The organism is Alcaligenes sp. DN25 (assembly GCF_023674485.1).
Taxonomy (GTDB): domain Bacteria; phylum Pseudomonadota; class Gammaproteobacteria; order Burkholderiales; family Burkholderiaceae_B; genus Alcaligenes; species Alcaligenes phenolicus.
This window is the reverse complement of sequence record NZ_CP098408.1, coordinates 3,978,325-3,992,340: the sequence shown is the minus strand read 5'-3', so window position 1 is coordinate 3,992,340 and position 14,016 is coordinate 3,978,325. Positions and strand designations below refer to the sequence as shown.

General features: G+C 56.3%; 13 protein-coding genes. 9 read left to right on the top strand and 4 right to left on the bottom strand.

Features of this window, described 5'->3' with window-relative positions; genetic code table 11:
• Positions 1-93: 93 nt before the first annotated feature.
• Entirely contained in the window at positions 94-3,057 is a 2,964-nt protein-coding gene (uvrA, locus tag NBV64_RS18400) for an excinuclease ABC subunit UvrA (RefSeq protein WP_250757272.1), read from the bottom strand.
• Between the two features lie 111 nt (positions 3,058-3,168).
• Between uvrA and NBV64_RS18395 the strand changes: the two genes are divergently transcribed.
• From NBV64_RS18395 to NBV64_RS18370, 6 genes are all read left to right on the top strand, one after another.
• Complete coding sequence (locus tag NBV64_RS18395) at positions 3,169-4,380, top strand: MFS transporter (protein ID WP_022983677.1); 1,212 nt, start codon at positions 3,169-3,171, stop codon at positions 4,378-4,380.
• Between the two features lie 259 nt (positions 4,381-4,639).
• Positions 4,640-5,155, top strand: a complete 516-nt coding sequence (gene ssb / locus NBV64_RS18390; protein ID WP_035269622.1) for a single-stranded DNA-binding protein — start codon at positions 4,640-4,642, stop codon at positions 5,153-5,155.
• A 146-nt stretch (positions 5,156-5,301) separates the two neighbouring features.
• Entirely contained in the window at positions 5,302-5,961 is a 660-nt protein-coding gene (locus NBV64_RS18385; protein ID WP_009461966.1) for a GntR family transcriptional regulator, read from the top strand.
• Positions 5,962-5,975: 14 nt separating this feature from the next.
• Positions 5,976-6,893: a fumarylacetoacetate hydrolase family protein gene (locus tag NBV64_RS18380; protein ID WP_250756306.1), complete on the top strand. Its 918-nt coding sequence runs from the start codon at positions 5,976-5,978 to the stop codon at positions 6,891-6,893.
• Between the two features lie 11 nt (positions 6,894-6,904).
• Positions 6,905-7,879 (top strand): Bug family tripartite tricarboxylate transporter substrate binding protein, encoded by a 975-nt coding sequence (locus tag NBV64_RS18375; RefSeq protein ID WP_250756305.1) that lies wholly within the window; start codon positions 6,905-6,907, stop codon positions 7,877-7,879.
• A gap of 57 nt (positions 7,880-7,936) precedes the next feature.
• Entirely contained in the window at positions 7,937-8,323 is a 387-nt protein-coding gene (locus NBV64_RS18370) for a RidA family protein (RefSeq protein WP_009461960.1), read from the top strand.
• A gap of 40 nt (positions 8,324-8,363) precedes the next feature.
• Here the strand turns inward: NBV64_RS18370 and NBV64_RS18365 are convergent, their stop codons facing one another.
• Entirely contained in the window at positions 8,364-9,614 is a 1,251-nt protein-coding gene (locus NBV64_RS18365) for an MFS transporter (RefSeq protein ID WP_425541742.1), read from the bottom strand.
• Positions 9,574-10,107 carry a Chromate resistance protein ChrB gene (locus NBV64_RS18360; protein WP_250756304.1) on the bottom strand — a complete coding sequence of 178 codons (534 nt, stop codon included), beginning with the start codon at positions 10,105-10,107 and terminating at the stop codon, positions 9,574-9,576. Before NBV64_RS18360 ends, NBV64_RS18365 begins: the two co-directional genes overlap by 41 nt.
• Before the next feature lie 553 nt (positions 10,108-10,660).
• On the opposite strand from NBV64_RS18360, the gene NBV64_RS18355 reads away from it, so the two are divergent.
• From NBV64_RS18355 to NBV64_RS18345, 3 genes are all read left to right on the top strand, one after another.
• A complete protein-coding gene (locus NBV64_RS18355) occupies positions 10,661-11,209 on the top strand; it encodes a ferritin-like domain-containing protein (protein WP_009461955.1) in 549 nt (182 codons plus the stop codon).
• 183 nt (positions 11,210-11,392) lie between these two features.
• A complete protein-coding gene (locus NBV64_RS18350) occupies positions 11,393-12,628 on the top strand; it encodes a multidrug effflux MFS transporter (protein WP_009461953.1) in 1,236 nt (411 codons plus the stop codon).
• 63 nt (positions 12,629-12,691) lie between these two features.
• The gene (locus tag NBV64_RS18345) at positions 12,692-13,282 is read left to right on the top strand and encodes a TetR/AcrR family transcriptional regulator (RefSeq protein WP_226349680.1); all 591 of its coding nucleotides are present in this window, start codon (positions 12,692-12,694) and stop codon (positions 13,280-13,282) included.
• Here the strand turns inward: NBV64_RS18345 and NBV64_RS18340 are convergent, their stop codons facing one another.
• On the bottom strand, positions 13,283-13,990 hold the full coding sequence (locus tag NBV64_RS18340) for a GntR family transcriptional regulator (RefSeq protein WP_009461948.1): 708 nt from the start codon (positions 13,988-13,990) through the stop codon (positions 13,283-13,285).
• Between the last annotated feature and the right edge of the window lie 26 nt (positions 13,991-14,016).

Genomic DNA, 14,016 nt, shown 5'->3' with positions numbered 1-14,016 from the left:
TGTTCAGGAGCTCTTCTTCATTGATAAAGCGCCAAAAAACCATGTTTTGGTGCTCGAGGCCTGAACAGCGTGGTCTTTTAAGAGAGACAGCCTTTAGCGCTGCAATAAAGGCTTCAGATAGCGCCCGGTATGGCTTTGCTCGCAAGCGGCAACAGTCTCCGGGGTGCCTTGCACCACAATCTGCCCACCGCCCTGGCCACCTTCCGGTCCCATGTCCACAATCCAGTCTGCCGTTTTGATCACATCCAGATTGTGCTCAATTACGACCACGCTATTGCCCGACTCAACCAGTTTGTCCAGCACTTCCAGCAAGACAGCAATGTCCTGGAAGTGCAGGCCGGTTGTGGGCTCGTCCAGCACATATAAGGTTTGACCGGTACTGCGCTTGGACAGCTCCAGTGACAATTTCACCCGCTGCGCCTCACCACCAGACAGGGTAGTCGCGCTTTGACCCAGGCGGATGTAGGACAAGCCCACATCAATCAAGGTAGTCAATTTACGCGCGACCGCTGGCACCGCATCAAAGTATTCCAGCGCCTGCTCAACCGTCAGGTCCAGCACTTCGCTGATATTGCGGCCTCGGTAGCGAATGTCCAGCGTTTCACGGTTGTAGCGACGGCCCTGGCAGACATCACAAGGCACATAGACGTCCGGCAGGAAGTGCATCTCTACCTTGACCACGCCATCGCCCTGGCAGGCCTCGCAGCGGCCGCCTTTAACGTTAAAGGAGAAGCGGCCTGGGTCGTAGCCACGCAAACGCGCCTCGGGCACGCTGGCGAACAGCTCACGAATGGCCGTGAACATGCCCGTGTAGGTGGCTGGATTACTGCGTGGGGTACGACCAATCGGGGTTTGATCGACGTTGATGATCTTGTCGAAATGCTCCAGCCCTTCCATACGATCGTAGGGCGCCGGTTCGGCGTGGGCACGGTGCAGCAAATGCGAGAAGGCGGTTGCCAGCGTGTCGTTGATCAGCGTGGATTTGCCCGAACCGGACACGCCGGTAATGCAGACCAGTCGTCCAGCTGGAATCGCCAGATCAACGGACTTCAGGTTATTGCCGCTGGCACCATACAGACGCAGCCAGTTCAGGCTGTCATCAACAGGACGTCGTTTGGGCACGGCAATCTGACGCTTGCCAGACAGGTACTGACCGGTCAGAGAGTCGGGGTTCTGGGCCAGCTCTGCGGGCGAGCCTTGAGCGGTAATTTGACCACCATGCTCACCTGCGCCGGGGCCCATGTCGATGACATAGTCGGCGGTGCGTATCATGTCCTCGTCGTGCTCGACCACGATCACGCTATTGCCCAGGTCCCGCAGGTGCTGCAAGGTCTGGATCAGCTTGTCGTTATCGCGCTGGTGCAGGCCAATGGAAGGCTCGTCCAGCACGTACATCACGCCGGTCAGACCGGAACCGATCTGGCTGGCCAGACGAATGCGCTGGGCCTCGCCACCGGAAATGGTGTCGGCGCTGCGGTCCAGAGACAGGTAGTTCAGACCCACATTGTTCAAAAACTCCAGCCGCAGGCGGATTTCACGCACGATGCGGTCGGCAATTTCTTTTTTCGCACCCGTCAGCGACAGGCGCTCGAACCAGGCCAGGCAGTCGGACAGGGCCAGGGCTTCGACTTCATAAATGGCCAGTCCTTTGGCTTGTCCTTGCGCTGCGGAGTGAGTCTGCGTGCATTGTGCGGCATTGTCAGACAGCTGGTCGACATTGAGGGTTGCCGAGTTGGCAGGCGCGGTGCCTGCATGATGCTTGCACCCCGCATGGTTGGGAACTGGATCGTCCCCAATGCGGACGTGACGCGCCTCCAGACGCAGACGTGCGCCATGGCAGGCCGGGCAGGTCTGGGTGCGACGCAGCTTGTTCAGTTCCTCGCGCACGGCGCTGGAATCGGTTTCCGCCCAGCGACGCTGCAGATTCGGAATCACCCCTTCAAATGGGTGCGTTTTTACCGTGGTGCGGCCCTTCTCATTCAAATAGAGAAAGGGAATTTCCTCCGCGCCGGAGCCATACAGCACGGTGCGGCGCAGTTCTTCGGGTAGAGACTCGAAGGGAGCCTCTATATCAAAGTGATAATGAGCCGCCAGACTGGTCAGCAAGGTGTAGGTAAAGGCATTGCGTCGGTCCCAGCCCGCAATGGCACCGCCCGCCAGACTCAGTTCCGGGAAGGCCACCACGCGTTCAGGATCAAATACATCTACTTGCCCCAAGCCACTACAGTCCGGGCAGGCACCTGCCGGATTGTTGAAGCTGAACAGGCGTGGCTCCAGCTCGGGCAGGGAGTAGTCACAGACTGGGCAGGCGTAGTGGCTGGAATAGGGCTGCTCCACTCCATTGTCCAGATTGACCACCAGACAACGGCCATTGCTGGTGGACAGGGCGGTTTCCAGGCTTTCTGCCAGACGCTGCTGGCTATCGGGCCGAATGCGCAGACGGTCTATGACCAGGTCCAGGTCGTGTGCCTGTTGGGCATTGAGTGCGGGCAGATCTTCAATGCTGGAGATCTCGCCATCGACGCGTACCCGTACAAAGCCTTGGGCTTGCAGGCCGCGCAGTTCAAGCTGCAGGTCACCAACCAGGCCACGGTGCATGGGTGCCAGCACAGCAATACGGGTTTCAGGTTCCCATTGCAGAATCTGGTCTACCATCTGGCTCACGCTATGAGCCTGCAAGGCCAAGTGGTGTTCCGGGCAGTAAGGAGTCCCGACCCGCGCGTACAATAGGCGCAAATAATCGTGGATTTCGGTAGTGGTCCCCACGGTGGAACGCGGGTTATGGCCTGCTGCCTTTTGCTCGATGGCAATGGCAGGCGACAAACCTTCGATCAAGTCCACATCTGGCTTGTCCATCAGTTGCAAGAACTGACGTGCATAAGCGGACAGGCTTTCCACATAGCGCCGCTGGCCTTCGGCATACAAAGTGTCGAAGGCTAGAGAGGATTTTCCAGAACCGGACAGCCCCGTCAGCACGACCAACTGGTGGCGTGGCAGGTCTACGGAGACATTTTTCAGGTTGTGGGTACGGGCACCACGAATGCGGATGGCTTCCATCGCTTTATTTAGGCTTGTCAAAAGGCAACTTGCTACTATAGCGCGTTGCGTCAGAATTTATGTGAACGGGTATCCGGGCTCTCTGCTAGCCCAGTTGTGACAGAGTATTAAATGAGTACACACCAAACCATGAATACGGCCGGATCGCGCCCAGCGCGCCTGAGTCTGACTCAGCAAGAGCGCAAGGCCAGCATCCTGCTTGCCCTGTTGTTTGCCTGTCGAATGCTGGGTCTGTTTTTGCTGACCCCGGTCTTTGCAGTGGCCGCGCACTCCTTGCCCGGCGGCAACGATGCCGCCCGTGTGGGTCTGGCATTGGGGGCCTATGGTCTGACGCAGGCTGTCTTGCAGATCCCCTTGGGGATGGCATCGGATCGCTTCGGACGCCGACCGATTATCGTCATCGGCATGGCCTTGTTCGTGATCGGTGGGGTGATCTCCGCGCTGGCCCAGAATATTGACTGGGTGACGGTAGGCCGCTGTATTCAAGGTCTGGGGGCAGTTTCAGCAGCCATTTCCGCCTGGGTTGCCGACTCCACCCGTCCCGAAGTGCGCACACGTGCCATGGCGATGGTGGGTGGCTCCATTGGGCTGTCTTTTGCTGTCTCGCTGGTGCTCTCGCCAGTGCTGGTGGGGCAATTTGGTTTGTCGGGACTGTTCTGGGCCATCAGTTTGCTGGGCTTTGTCTGCTTGTTGATTGCCGCTTTTGTCGTGCCCAGCGCGCCTAAAGCACCAGCCTCGATTGTGCAGGTTACCGCCGGACAGGTGTTGCGTCATTTGGACTTGCTGCGCCTGAACTTTGGCGTGTTCTGTCTGCACTTTATCCTGATGTCCCTGTTCATCGTCGTACCGGGCATTCTGGCGACCTTGGGTGGCTACGGTACTCAGGATTTGTGGAAGGTGTACCTGCCCGTTATTCTGGTTTCTTTTGTGCTGATGGTTCCTGCGGTGTTCTGGACAGAGACCCGCAAGCGTCACAAGCATGCGCTGGAACTGTCTGTGTTGCTGCTGATTGTGGTGCTGGCCGTGATGCCATGGGCGCGCGATTCGCTGGTTCCCATGGTGGCCGCGCTGACGTTTTTCTTCATCGGCTTTAATGTGCTGGAAGCCTTGCAGCCTTCCTTGGTGTCGCGTGTGGCGCCACCAGAATACAAAGGATTGGCGCTGGGTTTTTACAACACCTCCCAGTCCCTGGGCGTGTTTGCCGGCGGCCTGATCGGCGGCATCCTGGCAGGGCGAGGGCTCACCCAATGGGTCTTGTGGACCGGAGCTGCTCTGGCTTTGCTCTGGTTGCTGACAGCGCGTGGTTTCAAAGACAAATATTAAAAGGCATTGCCTGTTACGCTTGTGCAAAGACGTGGCAGGCAGCAACAAGTAAAGTGGCTGGATTGGCCGCAAGAATCAAGAGCTGGGCGGAACAGGTGACACCATCAGGTGCTTAGCCATATACGCCGTTCAAGGTGCCGTAACAGGATCGATGGCATGGATAAAACTGCCCTTCCCGGAGCGGGGAGGGAGTGTTAATTAAGGCACGAATCCACGATAATACGGCTTGATTTAGAATTTTTGACTACAGGATTTTTTCATGGCATCGGTAAATAAAGTCATTCTGGTGGGCAATCTTGGCCGCGACCCAGAAGTACGCTACAGCGCAGAAGGCTCGGCCATCTGCAATATTTCCATTGCCACGACTTCGCAGTGGAAAGACCGTACCTCTGGCGAACGCCGTGAGGAAACCGAATGGCACCGTGTGGTGTTCTACAACCGTCTGGCTGAAATTGCAGGTGAGTACCTGCGCAAAGGCCGTCCCGTCTACGTAGAAGGTCGTCTGCGCACCCGTAAATGGACAGGCCAGGACGGTCAGGAGCGTTTCACCACGGAAATCATCGCCGAGCAAATGCAAATGCTGGGCGGCCGTGATGGTGGTGATATGGGCGGCGGCAGCATGGGTGGTGGCGAATACGGTGGCGGCGGTGGTGCACCTGCGCCGCAACGGGCTCAGCGTCCAGCGCCTCAACAACAGCAGCAACAACAGGCCCCACGTAATAACGCTCCTATGTCGGACAATCTGGCCGATATGGATGACGATATTCCGTTCTAAGGCTTAGCCCTTAGGGGGACTGAAGTTCAAAAACCCCGGCAAGCATCGTGCTTGCCGGGTTTTTTTTCGTTCGTACAAACACTAATGTGTACCGATATTCAATCTTGTATACAATCTATAAAAAATGAATGCAAAATAGGAAAGCAATGACCACGATCAAAACAGCAAGTCACAGCGATGGGGTCTATGAGTCGGTGCGTGCTCACGTTCTTGGCCTGGTGAAAAACATTGATGAGCCCGTGCGGGTTCGGGAAGAAGAACTGGCCAAGATGCTCAATGTCAGCCGCACGCCGGTGCGCGAAGCACTGCTGCGTCTGGGGCAGGAAGGCATTTTGACCATGGAGCCTCGGCGCGGTGCCTTGCTCTCACCCTTGACCAAGCAGGACTACATCGAATGGCTGAAGCTGCGCATTGAACTGGAAGCCTTTGCGGCGCGTGAAGCCGCCTTGAATGCCTCGCAGCGGGATGTGGATGCCTTGCGGGCGCTGTTTGCGCCCTTCAATCAAGACAATGTGGAAGAGCGTGTCAGCGAATATGCGGCAGCCAATGTGGAATTCCACGCGGCCATCATGCGTCTGGCTGCAAATAGCTTGCTGGAGAAGGTATGGAAGTCCTTTGGGCACCGCGACATGCTCAAGACCAAAACCATCGAGCGCCTGAAACGTGCGCACGAGTCTTTGGCCGAGCACCTGGCCATGATCGACGCGATTGAAAAACGGGACGCAGCGCTGGCAGATCGTCTGGCGCGCGAGCACGTTCAAGGGCTGCTGACGCAAACCTTGAACAGTTCCAACAACATCCGATAAGAAGGTTTGCTGTCATGAAGTTACTGACCTTTGTAGCCGCAGGGGAAACGCATTTGGGCGGCATGCTGGACGATGATCGGGTGGTGGATCTGACACAGGCCTGGGGGATGTACGAGCATCCTTTACGTGCTCGGCAGGCTCCCACTGAAGTCATCGACGCTATTTTTATGGGCGATGAGATCCTGATCAGCCTGCAGCTTTTGATGGAGCAGGCAAGCCAGGCCAAGGCTCCCGTCCATGCTGCTTCAGATCTGTGCTTTCTGGCTCCTGTCCCGAATCCGGCCAAAAACATTTTCTGTGTGGGGCGCAATTACCGCGCCCATATCGTGGAAGGCAATCTGGCACGTGGTCGTGCGGCGGATGACTTCCCCAAAGCCCTGGAGTTCTTCAGCAAACCGCCAACCACGGTGGTGGGGCATCAGGCCCTGGTCAGCCGCCATGCGGCTCACACAAAGATGCTGGATTATGAAGTGGAGCTGGGCATTGTGATCGGCAAGGAAGGCCGGGACATTCCAGTTGAAGACGCGTTGGATTATGTCTTTGGCTACACGGTGATCAACGATATTACGGCGCGTGATCTGCAAGCGCTGCATGGTCAGTGGTTCAAGGGCAAGTCACTGGACGGCACCTGCCCGATTGGGCCGGTAGTGGCATTGAAGACCTCCATTGCCGACCCCAACGCGCTGGATCTTGAATTGGAAGTGAATGGCGAGCTACGCCAATCGGCCAATACGTCGGACATGTTGTTCGATGTGTCCAACATCATCGCCCAGTTGTCGGCGGGCATGACCTTGGAGCCTGGGGACATTATTGCAACAGGCACGCCCTCCGGGGTTGGCTTTGCCATGCAGCCTCCACGCTCTTTGGAACCAGGCGATGTCATCAAAGCTCGTATCCCCGCTATAGGCGAGCTGGTCACTACTATTGAGTAAGGTTGACGACTATGCGCTTTAAATTAATCCTGTCAGGCGTGGCTGTATTAAGCGCTTTAACGGCTGTGCCCTCGCTTGTGTCGGCACAGGAATATCCCACCAAACCCATCACCATCATTGTTCCGTTCCCGGCGGGCGGCACGCTGGATAACCTGACCCGCAGTCTGGCGCAGAAAATGTCGGATGACTTCAAACAGCCCGTCATCATCGACAACAAGCCCGGTGCCGGTACGGTGATTGGTACGGAAATCGTGGCCCGCGCCGCGCCGGATGGCTACACCCTGGGGATGGTGGCAAACAGTTTTGCCATCAATCCCAGCCTGTACGACAACCTGCGTTACGACTCGGTGAAGGACTTTACGCCGGTTAGCTGGGTGGCCTACACGCCGCACCTGCTGGTGGCGAACCCGGATGTGCCGGTCAAGAGCCTGGCGGATGTCATTGCGACAGCGAAATCCAAACCGGGCGAGCTGTCCTTTGCGTCCTTTGGTGCAGGTACATCACCGCATATCGCGATTGAACGCTTGAAAGCGGAAGCCAAGATTGATGTGCTGCATATTCCGTACAAAGGCCAGGCCCCAGCTTTGAACGATTTGCTGGGGGGTCATGTAGACATGATGTTTGCCAACACGCCTGATGTTTTGCCCCACGTGAAATCCGGCAAGCTGCGTGCAATTGCTTTGGCGAACGATACTCGTCTGGAATCTATCCCCGAAGTGCCTACTTTCAAAGGAGCAGGCGTGGACAATATGAACTCCAACTCCTGGTATGGCGTGATAGTGCCTTCTGGTACCCCAGCATCGATTGTGGAGAAGCTGAGTGCTGAATTTGTCCGTATTGTGAACCTGCCCGAAATTCGTGAACGCTTATTGGCCCAAGGACTGGAACCTGCGGGTACGACGTCGGCCGAGTTTGCCGAGTATCTGAAGTCTGAAATGGAAATGGCCGCCAAAGTGGTAAAAGCCTCCGGCGCCAGCGTGCAGTAAACCCTTAACGAATACGAAAGAGCCCAGAGAGCTCAAGCTACTAATCAGGAGATGAATATGATCAAAGAAATTATCCGTTCCGACAAAGTGACTCCCCCTCGTGCCCCCTTGTCGCCTGCTGTGCGATCCAATGGCTTTGTGTTTGTGTCGGGCCAGCCAGGTTTTTTTGATGATCGCCAGATCGCTGAAAACGACTTCGACGCACAGATGCACCAGGTCATGGCCAATGTGAAAGCCCTGCTGGAAGAAGCAGGCTCCAGCCTGGACCATATCGTCAAAGCCAATGTGATTCTGAAGAACGCCGGTGACTTTGCCCGCATGAACGAGATCTATCGTACTTACTTCAAGGACGGCGAATACCCGGCCCGCACCACGATTGCGGCGGATATGGGGAACCCCTTGTTCCTGCTGGAAATTGAATGCATCGCCGCCGTCGCGGAATGATGAAATGAAAAAAGGCCGACATGAAGTCGGCCTTTTTTATTCAAAACGCTCCTTGAGCGGAACGTCGCAAGCTAATCAAACCTAGGCCAGTTAAAACCGCAAAGATTGCACCAGCGGCAAAGGTGCCTTGGAAACCTATGGTGTCCCAGAGCACGCCGGCAATGACGCTGGCCAGCAGCAGAGCGATACCGGTTAGCAGGTGGAACATGCCAAAGGCGGTGCCGCGCAGTTCGGCAGGGGCGCTGTCAGCGATCAAGACGTTGAACAGGCCTTGGGTAAAGCCCATATGCAGGCCCCACAAGGCAACGCCCAGGCCCAGGCCAAGCAGACCTGGAACGAAGGCCAGTACCAGATCGGCTGCAATGAGAAGAGCTACGCCGATCAAGAGCAGATCAGTCTTGCGCATGCGATCCGACAGCACACCTGCAGGGTAGGCAGACAGAGAAAAGGCCACGCCCATGACGACCAGGACCGCAGGAGCCCACATGGGCGGCAAACCGCTGGCTTCACCCCGCAGGATCAGGAAGGCTTCACTGAAACGGGCCAGGGTAAAGGCCAGACCGATAGCGACAACCCACCAGTAGCGGGAACCCAAGCGGCCGAGGTCTTCCCGATTCAGAGGCAATTTGCGGGGGCGGGTGTTGGCGGGCAGTTTGGGTTCGCGCACAAAGAACACCAGGATAGCGATGGCTATAAAAGCAGGCAGCACGGCGATCCAGAAGATCAGCTGGTAGTTGTTGGCGGTCCACCACATCAGGCCGATAGCCAGCAAGGGGCCAACAAAAGCACCAATGGTATCCAGGGTCTGACGCAAGCCGTAGGCGGCACCTCGCATTTCCGGCGGGGTGACATCGGCGACCAAAGCATCACGCGGCGCACCGCGTATGCCTTTGCCGATGCGGTCTACAAAGCGGGCACCGACCAGCCAGTCCAGCGAGTTCGCCAGTGGAAAAATGGGTTTGGTCAGGGCGGCCAGGCCATAGCCAATTACTGCCAGCAGTTTGCGCTTTCCAAAACGGTCGCTGACCGCTCCGGAAAACACCTTCATGATGGAGGCGGTGGCCTCGGCAATGCCTTCAATAAAACCGACCGCCAGTACCGATGTACCCATGACGGTGACCATATAAATGGGCAGCAGGGCGTGGATCAGCTCCGAGGAAATATCCATGAACATGGACACAAAGCCCAGTGCCCAGACGCTGCGGTGGATTTTGGCACGGGAGGCGTCGGCCGTCGGGGTAAGCGCGGGATTAGCGGTTTTCTTCATGAGCGTCATAGACCATTTGGGCATACGCATCCAGCCGTGCCTTGCACTCTTGCAGGCGCTCTTGAGCAAGCTGTGCCAGGGGGGCGCCATAAAAATCCAGTTTCTGGATTTTCTCGTACCAGTTTTCCAGCTTCTTCAGATCGGTTTCTTCTTCGTCCAGTTCGGCGTAGGTGAATTTCTGAATCGAAATTTCCTTGTCGATTTCGGCCTCGAAGTCTTTGCAACGGCCCAGCAGTTCCTGGTACTGCTCGTTGCGGTCGTCCGTAAAACGGGCGATGACTTTGTCCTCTTGTGCCTTGTCCAGAGCAATGGTCTCCAGCAAGACGCATTCACCTTCCATGGTCGTGATGTCGTTTTCCAGCACCTTCAGACGGCGCACATGCTCGTCGGTTTTGGGCAGGACACATACCCCGTTTTGCAGATACACCGCACCCAGCGCTTTCAGGCGCCGCCATAAGGCCAGCCGTTTTGCACTAGGTTCAGGGGGGACTTTATAGGTCAGTAACAGCCAGCTCATTGAAGTCATATTCTTGATTTTAAAGTAACGGCCGTTTCATATTAATTGAATTGAATGAATACAAAAAGAAGCAGTGAGGTATGAGCGCTGACCCCGGTTCTGCCTGCTGCCGTCTGAACGGAGGCCGGATTCTGTATCCAAGTGTTTGGTCTTGTATCTCTGCTTGAACAAGAACGCGGCTCTTTATCTTGGGGAAAACCAGTAAAAAATTTCGTGCCAAGCCCGCATGCCGTGTGAGGTTGAACTGTTTTCAGACGGCCTGGTTTGTGGTTTTCTGGCCTTGAAAGGCCGGTCTGTTTGCTACTGGTAGCCGCGGTTTTGCGCTTTCCAAGCCAAGGAGCAATCGCTACCATGACAACACCTATCCACTTTGTTCAGTTTCTTGCACGACCGGTCTCAACCACAAGCAGCGTGCAGACTTCAAGCCCAGGTTTAGGTAAAGCGCTTGTCCTTGGACAAGCTCTTGTTGGTTATGAGGTCAGTGTGTTCGTTTCCGGTTGTTGCGCGATACAGCGCCGCACTTTCGCGGTGGGAATCAATACGGAGGAATGCAATGAGTAAGCAGAAAGCAGTCCAAGCAAGCCAAGGTCCAATCGATGTTGCCGCTATCCGTGCAGCTGCCAAGAAGTTTGTGGACGACGGGGCGGTGGCATCCGGCTACAAGGGTAATCGTGAAGAAATCATTCAGATGCTCAATGAGGCCCTGGCCACCGAGCTGGTCTGTGTGATGCGCTACAAGCGCCACTACTTCACCGCTACCGGCTTGAACAATGAGCCTATCAAAGCCGAGTTTCTGGAACATGCCCAGCAAGAAGCCGAGCATGCCGACCGCATTGCCGAACGTATTGTGCAATTGAACGGCGAGCCGGATTTCAACCCGGCCAATCTGGTCCAGCGTAGCCATGCAGAGTACGACGATAGCGACGATATCAAATCCATGATTCGCGCCAACCTGATTGCCGAGCGTATTGCCATCGAGTCCTATCGTCAGATGATCGAGCGCATTGGCGACACCGACCCGACCACTCGCCAGATGCTGGTTGAAATCATGGCGGTGGAAGAAGAGCACGCCGACGACATGGGCGATCTGCTGGATATCTAAGTAATTTGCGCAGGTGCCCACCAAAACCCCGGTATTTTCCGGGGTTTTTTTCTGCCTGAATTCTGAAAAGGAGTACAGTAGCGGCTTTCCTACCTATCGGTAGGTAGCTTTGATTGACGTCGCTATATACGGGGGTGTGAGCGTGTTTGAATTTCTGTCCTTCCGCAGTGTAGAGGGTGTGACATGAGCGAGCTGTCACGTGCCAGAAGCCTGGCCTGGCCCTTGATCTTGTTGCTGGCCTTGTTGACGGCATTGGATGCCATGGCCATTGATATGTATTTGCCGGGCATGCCTGCCATTGCGCAGGAGCTGGGGGCTTCCCCCGGCCGGATTCAGCAAACCTTGTCGGTGTTTCTGGCAGGCCTGGCCTTGGGCCAAGGTATTTACGGCCCTTTGCTGGATCGCTTCGGGCGTCGAGTGCCCTTGCTGCTGGGCGTGGTTATTTTTGTGGTGGGCTCGGTTTTTGGCGCTTTGGCCACATCGGTTGAAGCCTTGTTGGCGGCGCGTTTTATCCAGGCGTTAGGCGCCGCAGCGGGCTTGGTCACACCGCGTGCCATTGTGGCGGACTTGTGCGATGTAAAAGAGTCGGCAAGCATCTTTTCCCTGCTGATGCAGGTGATGATGATTGCACCGATTGTGGCCCCCATTCTGGGTGCCTACCTGTTGAGCCATGCAGACTGGCGTGCCATTTTCTGGATGCTGGCGGCATTAGGGACGATGGGGCTGCTCTGGGGACTTAAAGCCATACCGGATTCGCTGCCCGTGAGCCAGCGTGTGCCTTTGAACCCCGGTCATATTGTTCGCGCCTACGGTCGCGAGCTGGGTAACAAGGCTTTCATGGCATATACCGGCTCCGGTGGTTTCGCACTGGCTGCCTTGTTTGTCTACATCAGCGGCTCGGCTTTTGTGTTCACGCAGCATTTTTCCTTGTCGCCGGCCGTATTCAGCTATGTGTTTGCCGGTAACTCGGTGGCGCTGGTTCTGGGTGGGGTCGTCAGCAATTATTTGTTGAAGGCCGGGATGCCCACCTCTCGGGTGCTGGCTTTGGGACTGATTGTCCATACGGCCTCGGCTCTGCTCCTGTATGTGGTGGTGCAAGCTGATGTCGCGGGCCTGATTCTGTATGCCGCCTTGATTGCTGTTTCGGTGGGCTCTTTAGGCATGGTGTTTGGCAACGTGACGGCCTTGACCATGGATGTGGCTGGCCCACAGGCTGGGACGGCTGCAGCCTTGATGGGCATGTTCCATTACCTGATTTCGGCGGTGGTGGGCTATATCGTCAGTCTGGCCATGCCTGGGCCGCAGGTTTTGCCTGTGGCAATTGGTGGCTGCGGTCTGTTGGCTATTGTTCTGTATGTTCTGGCTGGCCGTTGCCGCACGGTGACCCGATCAGTCAGTGAGCTGGGGGTTGTAAAATAGGCAGTTGCTGCGGGCCGCGAAAGCGGCCCTGATCATTGGCCTTTGACTGAGAGCTGTTGGACTGTGAGCAAAACCACGACTGAAAAACTGCAGGATGCCGCGTTGGCGCGCTTTGCTGTTCAGGGCTTCGATGCCACCACCATGAACGAGATTGCCGCTGATGTCGGCATCAAGAAGCCCTCGGTTTACGCCCATTTCCGCAACAAGGACGAGCTGTTTCTGAACCTGATTCCGAAGATTGTGGACGATGAGCTGAACCACGCCCGTCAAGTTCTGCAGGGAGGCGATGACATCAAGGAGCAGTTGCGAGCGTACCTGGAAGGGATACAGGAGCGCTTTGAGCAATCACATCAAGTGCGTTTCTGGATTCGCACCTTGTTTGCGCCGCCTGTGCATTTGTACGATGTGGTGATGCAGCCCATGCATGTGTTCATGGACGATCTGGAACGCATCATCCATCAAGCCTTGGCACAGTCCGCTTTGGCCAAATCGGAAACAGGTTTGAGCGTGGAGACCCTGGCCATGACGTACATGGCCTTGATCGACAGTCTGCAAAGCGAGCTTCTGTTTGGTGGTGCGCACAAATACCAGCGGCGTCTGGCATCGGTCTGGAGGGTATTTGAGGCGGCCTTGAGAGCAGGCCGCCCGGCCTGATCAGGTTTTCTCGCCGTTCTGGGCGTCCTGATAGGCTTTGGCTGCATTGTGCACGTGTTGGGTGGCCAGCAGGTTGGCCAGATCACCATTACCGGCCACAACCGCATTGAGGATCTGGGAGTGATCTTCCCAGTTTTGGCGGATGCGCTGCAAATTGCTGGGCGCAAATAACAGGGCGGTGCGGTCACGCAGGGAGCGCATGAGCTCGGTCAGAACAATATTGCCCGACATGGTGGCCAGGGTTTCATGAAACTGGCGGTTCAGGGATTTGAGCAAATCCAGATTGCCGGCATCCATGGCTTCATGGCCCTGGCTCAGAATGGTTTGCAGCTTTTCGATATTGGCTGGGTCCCGGCGTTGGGCGGCCAGTTTTGCATTCAATCCTTCGAGCGTGGCGCGCACTTCAGCCATGTTGTAGGCAATCTCGGTCGACAGGATAGCCACTGAGGCCCCACGTCGTGGTTCGATCGTGACCAGACCTTCTGAGGCCAGCTCGCGCAGGGCTTCCCGTACCGGAATACGCGAGACGCCCAGTTCGCTAGCCAATTTACCTTCTACAAGGCGATCCCCCGGATGAAATTCTCCGCTCAAGATGCGCTCGCGCAATTGGTCACGGATAACCGCAAACAATGACGCATGTTGATCGCCCAAGCGACGGCTTTCCGCGCCGGAAAGGGTGTTGGGAAGGCTGAAACTGGGGATATTCATGGTGCGACCTGTGCAATTGGGCAAAA